Annotated in this window: 12 protein-coding genes and 1 pseudogene; 7 read left to right on the top strand and 6 right to left on the bottom strand. The window is 46.4% G+C overall.

The features are described 5' to 3' along the window. Entirely contained in the window at positions 1-1,326 is a 1,326-nt protein-coding gene (locus tag HC752_RS12935) for a trypsin-like serine protease (RefSeq protein WP_190335577.1), read from the top strand. 41 nt (positions 1,327-1,367) lie between these two features. Here the strand turns inward: HC752_RS12935 and HC752_RS12930 are convergent, their stop codons facing one another. The 3 genes from HC752_RS12930 to HC752_RS12920 form a co-directional block, all read right to left on the bottom strand. Further along, complete coding sequence (locus HC752_RS12930) at positions 1,368-1,607, bottom strand: hypothetical protein (protein ID WP_190335576.1); 240 nt, start codon at positions 1,605-1,607, stop codon at positions 1,368-1,370. Next, a complete protein-coding gene (locus HC752_RS12925) occupies positions 1,604-1,852 on the bottom strand; it encodes a nucleoside deaminase (RefSeq protein WP_190335575.1) in 249 nt (82 codons plus the stop codon). Before HC752_RS12925 ends, HC752_RS12930 begins: the two co-directional genes overlap by 4 nt. A 394-nt stretch (positions 1,853-2,246) precedes the next feature. After that, positions 2,247-3,545, bottom strand: a complete 1,299-nt coding sequence (locus HC752_RS12920) for an aminotransferase class I/II-fold pyridoxal phosphate-dependent enzyme (RefSeq protein ID WP_190335574.1) — start codon at positions 3,543-3,545, stop codon at positions 2,247-2,249. Positions 3,546-3,711: 166 nt separating this feature from the next. Between HC752_RS12920 and HC752_RS12915 the strand changes: the two genes are divergently transcribed. From HC752_RS12915 to HC752_RS25285, 3 genes and pseudogenes are all read left to right on the top strand, one after another. Further along, positions 3,712-4,602 (top strand): dihydrodipicolinate synthase family protein, encoded by an 891-nt coding sequence (locus HC752_RS12915; protein WP_190335573.1) that lies wholly within the window; start codon positions 3,712-3,714, stop codon positions 4,600-4,602. 44 nt (positions 4,603-4,646) lie between these two features. After that, positions 4,647-5,852: an MFS transporter gene (locus tag HC752_RS12910; protein WP_190335572.1), complete on the top strand. Its 1,206-nt coding sequence runs from the start codon at positions 4,647-4,649 to the stop codon at positions 5,850-5,852. Between the two features lie 67 nt (positions 5,853-5,919). Beyond that, positions 5,920-6,006: pseudogene (locus HC752_RS25285) on the top strand (hypothetical protein); the annotation flags it as partial. Between the two features lie 57 nt (positions 6,007-6,063). Here the strand turns inward: HC752_RS25285 and HC752_RS12905 are convergent. Beyond that, a complete protein-coding gene (locus HC752_RS12905; RefSeq protein WP_190335571.1) occupies positions 6,064-7,011 on the bottom strand; it encodes an alpha/beta fold hydrolase in 948 nt (315 codons plus the stop codon). A 411-nt stretch (positions 7,012-7,422) separates the two neighbouring features. Here HC752_RS12905 and HC752_RS12900 point away from each other — a divergent pair, with 411 nt between their 5' ends. Both HC752_RS12900 and HC752_RS12895 read left to right on the top strand, forming a co-directional pair. Next, complete coding sequence (locus HC752_RS12900; RefSeq protein ID WP_190335570.1) at positions 7,423-7,641, top strand: hypothetical protein; 219 nt, start codon at positions 7,423-7,425, stop codon at positions 7,639-7,641. Between the two features lie 120 nt (positions 7,642-7,761). Then, a complete protein-coding gene (locus HC752_RS12895; protein ID WP_190335569.1) occupies positions 7,762-8,970 on the top strand; it encodes an acyltransferase family protein in 1,209 nt (402 codons plus the stop codon). Between the two features lie 170 nt (positions 8,971-9,140). Here HC752_RS12895 and HC752_RS12890 read toward each other — a convergent pair whose 3' ends face one another. After that, a complete protein-coding gene (locus HC752_RS12890; protein ID WP_190335568.1) occupies positions 9,141-9,662 on the bottom strand; it encodes a DUF2058 domain-containing protein in 522 nt (173 codons plus the stop codon). A 129-nt stretch (positions 9,663-9,791) separates the two neighbouring features. On the opposite strand from HC752_RS12890, the gene HC752_RS12885 reads away from it, so the two are divergent. Next, positions 9,792-11,177, top strand: coding sequence for a multicopper oxidase family protein (locus HC752_RS12885; protein WP_190335567.1), 1,386 nt, complete (start codon positions 9,792-9,794; stop codon positions 11,175-11,177). Positions 11,178-11,428: 251 nt separating this feature from the next. Here the strand turns inward: HC752_RS12885 and HC752_RS12880 are convergent, their stop codons facing one another. Further along, the gene (locus HC752_RS12880; RefSeq protein WP_190335566.1) at positions 11,429-12,724 is read right to left on the bottom strand and encodes a hypothetical protein; all 1,296 of its coding nucleotides are present in this window, start codon (positions 12,722-12,724) and stop codon (positions 11,429-11,431) included. Positions 12,725-13,027 lie beyond the last annotated feature (303 nt).

Below are 13,027 nucleotides of genomic sequence, written 5' to 3'. Positions count from 1 at the left end.
ATGAAATCACAGATGAAGCTCAGCTTGATAGCGGTAGCCACCAGCTTTTTGCTGCCTATGACGGCAAACGCTTTCGAAATCACCCCAAGAATTGTAAACGGCATCGATGCGAATCCTGCCGATTGGCCATTCTACGCTCAGCTTATTTACCCTTACCGCGAGCGGACGTTTTGTGGTGGCTCGTACATTGGTAAAGGCTTTATACTCACAGCCGCTCACTGCGTGCGAAATCGAGGGCCTTCCTTTTTTGAAGTGAAACTGGGCGGGTATAAGTATGGAAGTAAAGAAGGCACACGCTTTAAAGTAAAACGCGTGTTTATGCACCCAGATTATGTGCATGAAAAATTTATAAATGACATTGCCGTGATTGAGTTGAGCACCATACCCACAGGCTTTAGTAGTGTAAACTTGGCGCAAAACAGCTTGAACCAGTACGTCCGAGAGGGCGACCCACTGACTGTTGCAGGGCTTGGTCTCTTACAAGAGAAAGGAAAGAATCCAAAAGTATTGCAGGAAGTGGATTTGCCTTTTGTATCGAAAGAAACCTGTAATGCCTTAGGTGGCACTTTCCAAAAGGGCGACATTGGCACATCGGCATTCTGTGCAGGCTATATTGAAGGTGGAAAAGATGCTTGCCAGGGCGACAGCGGCGGTCCTATTGTGGTAAACCAAGGTGGTCAAATCACCCAGCTCGGAGTGAGCAGTTGGGGAGTCGGCTGTGCTCGACCGAATACATATGGTGTGTACAGTAACATCGCACACTTCTACGATTGGATCTCTGGAGTCATAAATGCCCCAGATGACCAAGTGTTCATCAACTTCAAGAACTTGGTTCAGGCTCAAGGGTTCGAGCTTGGGCAAACCAAAAAACACTTCTTTACTATTCGTAATACTGGCACAGCGGAATTTAACATTACTTCCGCAACACTAACTGGTTCAGGTGTCGCCGAAACCCCAGTCATGACCATCGATAAATGTACAACAGCACCACTTCTCCCTGGCAAATCATGTTCTATTCAGGCGACCTTTGGCGCTACCGCGGCGGGCACCGCTGAAGTGAAATTAAACTTCACCGTCGATAGAACAGATAACACAGTTTATACTGCCATATTGAAAGCAAAGGTGAAGGATCCTTCTACCTCTACAACCCTAGAGAGCGACTGTCCAGTAGCGTGGCAAAGAGGAAAAGATTATAAGACCGGTGAATTAGTCAGCTGGAAAGATCGAATCTGGAAAGCAAGACACGGAACCAATGAAGAGCCAGCAGACACAGGCAAATATGGTGCATGGCTAGATCAAGGATCGGCTACTTGTACTGGGGCTTAAAAAATTAATACCTTAGGAACACTAAGCGCGTACCAACGCGCTTAGTTCAGTAGGCTTACCTCCATTTCACCACCAGCACGCATTGCTGAGAAGAAAATCCGGCTAGCATGTACCGTGATGTCACTCGACGCCATTGCTTGGATGTCAACTTCGGGAACAACATCTGCTTCGGGACCAACATCTGCATGAAGAACAACCACTCCAATTCGAATGCGTCTATTCCATCCATCGGGCTTGAACAACCGTTTTACATCATCAGTCACTATAATTTGATCATTCATCCTAGAATTCTCTTGTCTACTAACATTTTAAAAGGCTCAAGTGCACCTTCTGTTTGGTGCTTGCTAATACGCATTGGCCAGCGGGTTGGGAAATCAACCAACATTGAATAAGTACTGCGGTAGTCAAATCCATGATTCGCGGCTTCATTTGAGTCCGCAGCATAAAGAACCTTACTTGTTCCTGAATACATCGCGTTCAAATAGCACATAGCGCACGGTTCACCAGACGCCAGTTTGGAATCCATGGCTAAAATCATCGATTTATTAGTATTAGGTCATAATCGGAATGAATCTTTCATTTTATAGATACCCAACAAAAGGTGGGGAAACATTTCACCACATACTTAAACGATGCACTCGATGCTGCCTTAGAAAACGATAATAAGCTCATAGTGGATTGCCTTTAAAGCATCACAGAGGAACGATAATCGGTTATTTATTATTGAGTTAGACACCGTTCTTTAACTACATCTAAAGAATGGTGTCTCCCTTTTATCCGCTGTTTTACGCAGTGTTAGTATGACCTTATCAAAATTTCCAAATCAAATTGCCGACAACTTAGTTCACGCTTTCTAATGAGGAGCGGCTCTTCCTGCATTTGCATTTGCATTTGCATTTGCATTTGCATTTGAAGGCTATTTATAGGCATACCGAAACAATATCTTTCGCCAATTTCTGAGCCTGCTGTTCATCCAGCTTAACCGTGGTAATCCGTAACCCGTTTGATAGGCTATCAATATCATACAGGCTGCCCGGTCTGACTAACCACCCCAGTTTAGACAGTTCATAGGCGCACGCTTGGCTGTCACCTTTCACGGGTACCCACACATTCACCCCGTCACTATCCTCTGGAACGGTCAGCCCATATTTTGCTAACGCTTGGATCAACCATTGTCGGCTCTGACGGCATTTCTCGCTGGTATCAACAAGCTGCTTTTGAACCGTGTCGGACTGTAAAGCCGTGAACACCAGTGACTGAAGAATACGGCTTACCCATGTCATCCCTGGAATCAAACGACTTTGCAGCCGCTTTGTCGTTACCAAGTCTGCGGCAACACATGCCAACCGGAGATCCGGCCCCAATCCTTTGGAGACCGAACGGTACACCGCCCAATGTTGCGTGTTGTCCGCAATCAAATTTTGGTACGTCTGCGTAGAAAGCAAGGCATAGTGGTCATCCACCAACACCAGTACATTAGGGTATCGAGCCAGCACATCGCGAATCTCTTTGGCTCGTGCTTTACTGTAACAGCATCCCGTCGGGTTTTGAGCGCGGGGGGTAAACAACACGGCTCGCGCCCCTTGTTTTATCTGAACGTCGAGTTCGCTAGGCAGCATTCCGTTACTGTCCATGCGGGCTCCGACTGCCACCATTCCAGCCAGTTTTATGGCATTGGACGATCCGAGATAACACGGATCTTCCACCACAATTTTATCGCTCGGCAGTAAATGGGTTGCCAATAAACGTTCCAACGAATCGACGGCTCCGCCTGTTAATGAGAACCCCATTGCTTTAGGGCAATCCGCTTTAAACCACCTCCTGCCATAGTCTTCCATTTCCGGCAAAATCGGCGATTCACCGTAAAGACACTGCCTAAAATCGCTTTGTTGGGCAAGGTGGTTGAGATCGGGCAGCCATTCTCGTTTTACGTTTCCATCCGCCAAATCCACCAATTGGGTTTCGGTTATCCCGTCATGTTGGCCCGCAGCTTGTCGAGCTTTTACCCTTGTACCCAATCGACCTTTGGTTTCCGCCAAGCCTGATTTTACTAGGCGTTGATAGACACCAGCAACCGTGTTTCTGTTCACGCCCACTTCCTGAGCAAGCTCCCGTACTGGGGGTAACGCGCTGCCTTCTTCCAACTCTCCAGAGGCAATCAGCGATCGGACTGACTCAAAAATTTCTTGGCTCGTTTGTCCTTTTATCTTGATCTTCATCTTTGTCCTATGACAATATGTTTATCGAACTATGACAATAAATGTTTTACACTATGACAATAATACCACTGTGACTTTCCCTTTGCAGGATGGCGTGTATCCCCTTGTGCATGGCTTCAAACATTTAGCGTCCCTTACCACCTCTTTGCTTGAAGGAATACGCGATATGTTTACTGGATTAAGTGGCTTCCCTATCACCCCTTTCACTCACGAACGGTTGGATCACACGGCCTACGCCAATTTGATTAACCGCTTAGTCGACGCCAATCTCGATTCCATTTGTGCGCTCGGTTCGACGGGGCTGTACCCTTACTTGAACACTGAAGAAAAAGAACAGGCTATCCGAATTGCGGTAGAACACACAGAGCATGTGCCAGTGTTAGCGGGGATTGGCTCACTAAGGCTACGGGACGTGCTCGCCAATGCCGAGCAAGCCGAAAAACTCGGAGTTAAAGGGCTGTTGCTCGCACCTCTTTCTTATCAGCGCTTAACCGAAGACGAAGTGTATGAATTGTACCGACGTGTTGCTGAGCAAGTGTCGGTGCCGATTTGTGTTTACGATAACCCACCCGCGACCCACTTCACGTTCACCGACGAGCTTCACGCCGAAATCGCGAAGTTGGCAATGATCAAATCCATCAAGTTCCCGGGTATGCCTTTTGAAGACAATGGTGAGCAACGAATCCAACAACTCAAAGCCATTCTGCCGCCCGATGTCACGATTGGTGTCAGTGGTGATGCCTTTGCCCCTTCGGGCATCCAATCTGGCTGTGATATCTGGTATTCCGTACTGGCGGGGCTGTTCCCTCGCACTGCTCAGTACATCTTCCAGCACGCTCAACAATGCACGGCCTCACAAGCTACGGAGCTTTCATTGAACTATGCGCCGTTATGGGATCTGTTTTCTCAGAACCTAGGCGGAATGCGCGTCATGGCAACCGCTGCGGAAATATTAGGGTACACCGAAGCTCCTTGTTTACCCGCTCCCCTCACTGGGCTTGATCTTGATTCGCAAGCCCGCCTTCACACGCTGATTTCAGAGTTAGAACTGATATAAAACTCAAGAAAAAAGAAAGAAGAAAAGAGAGTAGGAGCAAGAGTATGGGCAGTATCAGCCACCATCACCCTAAGCTTAATCACACGTCTGCTCTGCTTACCCTATTCGCTATTCTTGCCAGTTTTGCACGAACGGCAACAGGTGCCGCCACGGTTGGTATCTTGATTTTAGCGGCGGAAAAGGGAATGAGTGGCAATCAGATTGGCATACTGGCTGCGTGCCTTACGGCTCCGCATTTATTAGGACCCATTTGGGGGCGCTGTCTGGATACGGTGAACGATTCTCGCAAGTTAATCGCCTACGCCGCCTGCTGCTACAGTGTGTTTTTGGCGCTGGCCGCCCTCTTTTTCCCTACACTTCCTTACCTTGTGCTGGTCGCCATTTTAGTGGTTTGCGGTGGTTCTGGTCCCTTTTTGATGGGCGGCATCAGTGGGCAACTTACTCACCTGTTCAAAACCCATCAGCAATTAAGAAGAAAAGCTCAGGGGTGGGATGTTGCTTGCTACGCCATAGGCACAACCATAGGTCCCATGCTGGTGGCCTTTCTGACCAAAACCCTCAATGCTCAGGTCGCCGTGGCAACCATCGCAATGCTGCCTTTGATCACCGCCTTTTTGGTGATGAGGCTGCCCAAACATGAGCACAAAGCCAGCAATAACCAAGCCGTGCCATCCGTCGCTGTGGTTGCAAAGCAGCTCCTTCGAAACGGCGCGTTAAGCCGCACGCTTTACCTCACCATGGCCACTTCTTTTTCTTTGGCGGCGTTGCCAATTTGCGCCATCTTTTTAGTGTCGGGCTGGCAGCAAGACCCAGCCAGCGCTGCAACACTCGTGAGTGGATATGGCATCGGGAACTTACTGGGGTCGATATGTTTAATCCGTTGGCCGAATCAAAAAGAAGCCGACCCGAGCATGACGATCACCGCTCTCGGTGTCGCGGTGGGGATCTTACTTATCGTAACTGCCACGTCCTATTCGCTTGGGCTCGGGGCATTTCTGGTTTGTGGTATCGCTAATGCTTTTTTCTTTGCTGCAACTCTAGCGGCAAGAACGGAATACGCCCCTCCTGAAAGTGCTTCTCAGGTCTTTATGTGGATCGCCGCCATGAAAATCGGTGCCGTCTCGGCTGGCAGTTACCTCGCGGGTGTGTTGGCAGCACAGTCTCCCCAAGCCACATTATGGATCAGTTTGCTTGTTATACTGGGGTTCGCGGCGATTAGCCAAATTCACCGATATTATGGTCAGAGTTAGCCGCGCTGCCACCAACGCCTGTCAGTGGTTTTACGAATGTGAGCACGACCACCAGTGATTAAAGCCGAAACAAGGGGACTGCTGCGTATATTGCTCGTATGGCATCGCACCTTGCCCTCCACAACAAAGCCCAAAGACATGCTGTAAGGGGTAGTTAGGGAGACCAATAACTAACCTCCCTTGATTTGACTATGCAGAGAAACGCTAAGACCTAGTGCTCTTCAGCAAACGACAGAAACGATTGAGCCGTGGCAGAAGGGGTTTCTACCATGGGTAAATGACCAACATTAGGAACGATATCCAGTTGAGCGTGTGGGATGATTTGTTTTAAAACCGATGCTCCCGAAACGTGCAGCACTCTGTCTTGCTCGCCCCATGTTATCAGTACAGGACCACTATAATTTACTAAGGTGCGATCCAACGGTAAATCGGGGTGAGGCTCGCCATTTTTCATTCGATGTATTTGTTCGAAGATTTTGGTGTTTATCTCAACCCTTTCTTTCGCTTTACTTGCCAAATGCTTCACGATAGGAGAAGGGATAAACGGCGGGTCAACAAACAGAAAATCGAGCAGATCCAAAAACTCAGCTTCTGTTCGGGGCAAGACCATGGGATTTTCCCCCTTCTTGGTGGCAGTAAACATCTCGCTTGCCTCTGAGTTTTCAACACCAAAGGGGCTGATAAGCCATAAATGTTCAATCGCATTTGGGTACTGAGCCGCAAAGTTCCCCGCTATGTATCCCCCCATTGAGCTGCCAGCCAAACTAAATTCAGCTAGGTTTAGTGCTTCGGTTATCTGCTTTACCCTTTCAACTTGAGAGCGCACATCGTAATCTAATGCCATGCTCTGCGTGCTGTTCCCAAAACCCGGTAAATCCAACGCGATGACGTCAAAATCCTTTACTAATTCGCCAGAGAGTCGTATCCAGTTATCTTTATCTGCACCAAATCCATGGAGTAAAACCAGCGTAGGACCACTCCCCCCGCGAAGGTATTCGATGTCTAGCTCGCCGACGTTAACTTGCTTTAGCTCTAGACCTGCCATGCTCCGTTCAGCACTCGCGATATACCGAAATAGTGTCGGAACCGGTGTCACAGCATACGCAATAATGGTGATCACTATGAACCCTGCTAGCGAAAGACTAAGGATTGTTTTCATGTCATGGTTCCTTTTTCACATTACTGCTAATTCTATGTTTGACACAACCAAAATCACTGACTCAATCTTTGCCATATTAAGGTACCGTCTCGGCCCTCCATCCTATTGATTTAATAACCATATTTAACAATAGCATAACAATGTCTGGCGGTCGTATAGGGGCCGATCACGGTTCTTTGATTTAGTGGCACCTACTTTAAAAACCAGCGTCGTTGAACCAACTTATTCCCATCTATTCATCTACACACCCATCATTCTTAAAAATGAAAACAATAATTATTCCCATTTTATAAATGTAATGTTTTGCGTAATAAGGTTGCATTTTTTGAGAGTAGGATGAATTCAATGTTATTAAAATGGCGTTTTAAAAAAATAGCGTGTGCTGCAATTCAATAACGCTAGGAGGTCATCATGATTGATCGAAAATGGAAATGGATAGCTGCCGCTGCAATACAGATTAAGGATAAAGCGGGAAGGTGTTTAACCTACAATACCAATTCAACAGAAACATATTATAGCTCGGACTCCCATTATCAATTTCAAGTCGGGTATAGGCGCTCAATCAAAAACAACACATTAGAAGAAAACCGACATATCTCTTTAAAACCCATGCCCGACAGTTTTCTGTAAACTTTATCAAAATGCGAAGCAACACCAAACATTAACAAAGCTTAACCAAGCTCCACTGGTATTCTTTTTCTTACGTGTAAGACACTGATATTACATTATCAAAACACAATCGGTGTCTCTATGGTTACGTCATCCTTATCTTCGTTACCCTTACTGACTCCACTGCGAGGTTTTGCAGCCTTGTTTGTGGTGCTCTACCACGCGCGGCTTGTTTTATTTCCTCAATGGAAATCTTCGATTGCGGGCTACACCTATTTTCTTGAACGAGGTTACATCTGGGTCGATTTGTTCTTCATTCTTAGTGGGTACGTGATGATTCATGTCTACCGGAATACCTTCAAGGATGGCGTTACGCTCACCGATTGGCGACAGTTTATGTGGCTCCGTTTCAGCCGTATTTATCCTTTATTCCTCATTACCCTATTAACGCTTATTGCGTGGGAAAGCTTTAAAGCCAGTGAAGGTATTCTATTTTATGCGGGTCCGTTGATGGAAAAATGGAATCTCGCTGGGCAAGCACCATTTGAGGGGCCATATAACCGTGGCGATGCCATTCTTTCAAACCTGCTGATGCTGCAAAGCATGGAAACGTCTGGTGGTCTCAGTTGGAACATATCGTCATGGTCTCTCAGTATCGAATGGCTGGTGTATTTGTGCTTCCCTGCCATAGCGCTTACGCTGCTGAAACCTTTTGGTCGGAGTTATGTTGTCCCTGTTATTGCTTTGCTAATGGTGTACGCCTTAGTGGCGCAATCCAATAGTTTGGATCACACCAAGTCTGCGGAGGCATTAATCCGAGGTGCAAGCGGATTTATGTTAGGCGCTTGGATGTGCAGCAATGTCAGCCACGGTTGGATGGCGAAATGTCAGGGCGGATTCTGGGTTTGGGCAATGGTTGTGGGCGTGGTGTTTTCGATGCACTTTCGTTCAAGCTCGCTTTCTTTAATGTCCACTTATGTCTTTATGACCTTATTGGTGGGGATATCTGCCGTTCAGATGAAGCCAAAGCAAAGGTTGATTCGAATATTGGACAACCGAGTCACTCAGTTCCTTGGCGACATATCTTACTCTGTCTACCTATGGCATGCCGTACTGCTGCTTGCGGGCACAGAGCTGATTCATTACGTCGCCCCTGAAAAACTGGCGTGGTGGTATGAACAAACGACTTGGAGCGCAGGGCTCATAGGCATCACCGTATTCCTTGCGATGACCATTATCGTGTCGACTTTGAGTTATCACGGTATCGAGCGCCCAGCCCAGCGATGGCTGCGAGGCTTGTTTCAAGAAAAGCCCCAAAAAAAATCCAATACAGCGACCAATATTCCCTGATGGCACCAGTTGGCGTGTGTGTTTTTTGGCAGCGAATCGAGCTTGGTAAACGGAAAAAAAGCTGACGTCGACGTCGGTATCATCGCCTCACTTTGGGAGAATAAAGCTTCAAAAAAAAGCAGCGTTTCCGCTGCTTTTAAAAGGTCGATATATTGCAAAAATGTGGGAAATCACCACATCAAGTCATCCGGTACAACGAAATCGGCATATGGATCGTCCTCCGCTGGGATCTCTTCTTCTGTCGACTTGTTCTCAATAATGGATTCTTCATCACGCATTGCTATCTTGGTCGCCACCACGCCGGGAATCACGGCATACCCGTCTTCATAACGTGCCACAGCTAGAATACCTTTTAGCAATTGGTCACGTACAAGCGACTCCACGTACAAAGATTTAATTCGCTTACCGTCGGTAAAGTTGTATTTGATGTCGCCCTCTTTCAGATCAAGCTTGTTCATTTCGATCAACTGCTTAACCTGAGCGCGGATCTCTTTGGTTAACTTCAGTTCCTTTTGCTGCTGACTGAGTTCTTTGTCTTTCGCTTGTTGCGCCGCTTTTGTCGCCTCTGCAGCCGCTTTCGCTTCACGTGCTTGCACACGAGATTTCTTTGAGTTTTTTTTCGCTTTCTTCAGCTTCTTTTCATTTACCAAGCCAGCTTTCAGCATCTGCTCTTGAAGAGTTAATTTAGCCATTACCAATCCAATTTAATTAATCTGCTGCCAGTTTAACGAAGGCATCAGGGGATTTAAACCAAATGTGTTATGGTTTCACGCAAAATTTAACCACGAAGACCAACACGCCCTAATATCAGGAACGAAATTATGGATATCCGTCGACGCAGGCTGCTTCAAGCAGGGCTGGCTATCTCTTCTCTGTTTGCGCTTCCAGCTTGTACCGTAACCAAAGCAAGTCACAGTAAAAAGAAAGGTTGGATCTACGAACTCACCGCGGAAGAAACCACCACCGAATTAGTGAATGGGTTTCAAACCGATGTCATGGGTTTCAATGGACGCATCCCCGCCCCTACCCTTCGCTGCCGCCAGAACGAACCTGTCACCATTATTTTCACTAACAAACTGAAAGAGCCGACAACTCTCCATTGGCACGGGCTGCGCATTCCCATTGAAATGGATGGCGTCCCTTTCCTAAGCCAGCCCCCGATTCTGCCGGGTGAAACCTTTACCTACACCTTTACCCCCCCAGACGCCGGTACTTTCTGGTATCACCCCCACGTCAACAGTGTGGTTCAACTTGGTAAGGGGTTGGTCGGTGCCATTATTGTTGAAGAGGAACACCCCGTTATCTTTGATGAAGAACATACACTGCTTCTCAAGCACTGGCACATAAACAAGCAAGGGCAATGGAAAAAGCTCATCATCCCGCGCTACAGTGCCAGAATGGGCACCCCCGGAGAATGGGGCACCGTGAATGGTCAGCATGAGCCGCTTTATCAACTGAAAGAAAACGCCACTACGCGCCTACGCATAGCGAATGTGGATAACACGCTCACCTACCCGATTATGGTTGAAGGGGCAGAAGCTTGGGTTATCGCCATCGATGGCAATCCCATCAAAACCCCCTACAAATTAACCGCGCATAAGATCAGCCCTGGAATGCGAGTGGATTTAGTGGTGCACGCGCCTAAACAAGGCGAGCGATTTTATGTGCGTTTTTTGAAAGGACAATCTCCATTCCCACTGTGCGAGTTCGAGTCCATTGCTTCTGATATTGTTGAAAGAAAGCCTTTTCCTATTTTGCCTCTCAACCCCATTCCCGCACTTGATTTGGACAACGCAACCGAAATCGATTTTGTCTTTGAGTGGGAAGGGGCAATCTCTCCCACCAAGAAAAATGGTGAAGTCAACACAACATTCTGGCTTATGAACAAACGGGCTTGGGAAGGCATGAGCAAAGACACCATTCCAGCGCCTCTCGCCACGCTGGAATTTGGAAAAACCTACCTATTCAATTTAAGGAACGTTACCCAATATCACCACCCTATTCATATACACGGGCATACCTTCACTGTATTGGAAATGAACGGCAAAAAGTTAGATGAACCCTTCCACACCGATACCGTTTTGCTCGGAAAAAATGGGAATGCACGCGCCGCATTTGTTGCCGACAATCGCGGAAGGTGGATGTATCACTGCCACGTTATCGAACACATGAAAACGGGGTTGATGGGGTACATTGAAGTGGTTTGATGTTTGTTTTACTGAGTGTGCCATATAACTGAGTGTGCCATATAGACGCAAACAACCTTACATCTGCGCTGTATTGAGACGTTGTTCGGGGGCCATTTGCGAGTTACCAGATCTTTCTGTAGTTCGTTTGTACGAATACAGCGATCGAAAGCTTGTCGCAAATGCTGCGTGATCTGGAAGTCGCAGCCGAAAAAGCCCAATCGTTGATTCGATTGGGCAATCGGAGGGCTTGGTTAGCCGAAAAAGCGAATTTAATTAAAAATGATAGGAATCGACGCGCGTTTCTCTGTCAGCGAGAAGACTTCAGTTTGTGTAATAATATGAAGCTTACGGTTATTCGCGTCAGAGTAATCCAGAACAACCGATTTCATGTCTGGTAATGCGTTGTTCAGCGTTGTTACCAAAGCATGCTGGCTGATATCACTCACAACTTCCGCTTTATGAAATGAACCTCTGTCGTTTGCGTTCAATTTCACGAGGGTTTCAGAATCTACCCCTTTCACGCTCAGGATAATCTCTTCCAAGGAGTGTTTTGTAAACTTCACCGTTACGTTCTCACTGGCTATATTTCCCACCCATTCTGTATGTTTGAGGTCTTCGATTTTCGCCGATTTGAATAACCGATTAAACTTAACGTCGTCCTCAGAAGTATCGGAAGACAGCGTTAGCGAATCGCCATTCACTTGAAAACGGTTTTTAGATCTCAGTACATCAGGCCAAATAACATTTATGCGACGTGACCAACTAAAAGGACCAAATTCAATAGAACCTTGGGTAAAACCATGTGTATTATCAAACGAAAACTTAGTCTGTGAAGTTTCGAATAGCTCACCAGAGTCTGGCCATCCATTGCCAATACTCCCCGCAGTGACCAGATAGGTTTCTGCGTAGATACCATTGGGGTTATAGCCTTCAAAGATGCGTAATGCGAAATTGTGAACCACTAAAAATGGGAAGTCTGCTGGAAGTTGTTGAACTGATTGCAAGTATTTATCAACCGGATATTCTTTCGTTAAGTAATACTCCGGTGCAGTGTCGACTCCTCTTGCCCAATAGGAATCGAGTATCGCCTGTCGAGCACGTTGCTTCTTTATGTCTTGTGTAACATCAGCAAATTCTAACTCAGAACCAGTGGCTTTAGAAGACAGATAAAATTTTACGCCAATCTGTCTACGACCCTGAAATCTGTCTGCGGTTTGCAACGTTCGGAGATCATCAAACTCCTCCGTGCTGCATTGACGAGTACGACCAAACTTATTGATTTCGATATTTATCTCATCACCCAAAACGCCGGCATGATCATTCAGGTTTAGCGTCCCCAAAACATAACCACACGTATGGTCAATGCTAAATGCGATGGAATTCGCTTGGGAGTGCTCTTCAAATGTCATCAACATTTTTCGGTTTAATTTATTATCGGCAAACTTCGAGTAGGACAAGACGCGCCCTTCGAAGTTTTCTAGAAGTGACGATTGAGCGAAAACTGGCGCCGTAGACAGAGTAAATACTACTGCAAGCGACAATTTAGAAATATTCAAGGTGTTCATTATGTTCTCCTGTATTATTTTTCAACGTCAGAGATTCTGTGTGAATCTTCACTGATGATGTATGGAAAAAAATAGATAACTGGCATGATTAAATACTTAAGAAAATAAGAATTTAAACAACAGAAATTGGAATTCGATTAGAAAATCATTCCAAAAATTAAAACATCCACACCTTATACTCAGCAGGTTCATATAGGACTGCATCCCTTATATTCATTGCCATTTCGAAGTTTCGGTGGTATTCACAAACTATTGATTTTGAATTTCACCGTCAATGAGAACATCTTATTTCATTGATCTTTA

The sequence above is a fragment of the Vibrio sp. S9_S30 genome, assembly GCF_014694455.1.
In the GTDB taxonomy this organism is placed as follows: domain Bacteria; phylum Pseudomonadota; class Gammaproteobacteria; order Enterobacterales; family Vibrionaceae; genus Vibrio.
Note: the sequence above shows the minus strand (reverse complement) of the source record. Positions and strands in the feature narration are given on the sequence as shown.

Bases quoted from the DNA above. Each gene is read 5' to 3' on its own strand.
- HC752_RS12910 (WP_190335572.1), top strand. From the start codon at position 4,647: ATGGGCAGTATCAGCCACCATCACCCTAAGCTTAATCACACGTCTGCT.
- HC752_RS12900 (WP_190335570.1), top strand. From the start codon at position 7,423: ATGATTGATCGAAAATGGAAATGGATAGCTGCCGCTGCAATACAGATT.
- HC752_RS12935 (WP_190335577.1), top strand. From the start codon at position 1: ATGAAATCACAGATGAAGCTCAGCTTGATAGCGGTAGCCACCAGCTTT.
- HC752_RS12890 (WP_190335568.1), bottom strand. From the start codon at position 9,662: ATGGCTAAATTAACTCTTCAAGAGCAGATGCTGAAAGCTGGCTTGGTA.
- HC752_RS12885 (WP_190335567.1), top strand. From the start codon at position 9,792: ATGGATATCCGTCGACGCAGGCTGCTTCAAGCAGGGCTGGCTATCTCT.
- HC752_RS12920 (WP_190335574.1), bottom strand. From the start codon at position 3,545: ATGAAGATCAAGATAAAAGGACAAACGAGCCAAGAAATTTTTGAGTCA.
- HC752_RS12880 (WP_190335566.1), bottom strand. From the start codon at position 12,724: ATGAACACCTTGAATATTTCTAAATTGTCGCTTGCAGTAGTATTTACT.
- HC752_RS12925 (WP_190335575.1), bottom strand. From the start codon at position 1,852: ATGGATTCCAAACTGGCGTCTGGTGAACCGTGCGCTATGTGCTATTTG.
- HC752_RS12895 (WP_190335569.1), top strand. From the start codon at position 7,762: ATGGTTACGTCATCCTTATCTTCGTTACCCTTACTGACTCCACTGCGA.
- HC752_RS12915 (WP_190335573.1), top strand. From the start codon at position 3,712: ATGTTTACTGGATTAAGTGGCTTCCCTATCACCCCTTTCACTCACGAA.
- HC752_RS12905 (WP_190335571.1), bottom strand. From the start codon at position 7,011: ATGAAAACAATCCTTAGTCTTTCGCTAGCAGGGTTCATAGTGATCACC.
- HC752_RS12930 (WP_190335576.1), bottom strand. From the start codon at position 1,607: ATGAATGATCAAATTATAGTGACTGATGATGTAAAACGGTTGTTCAAG.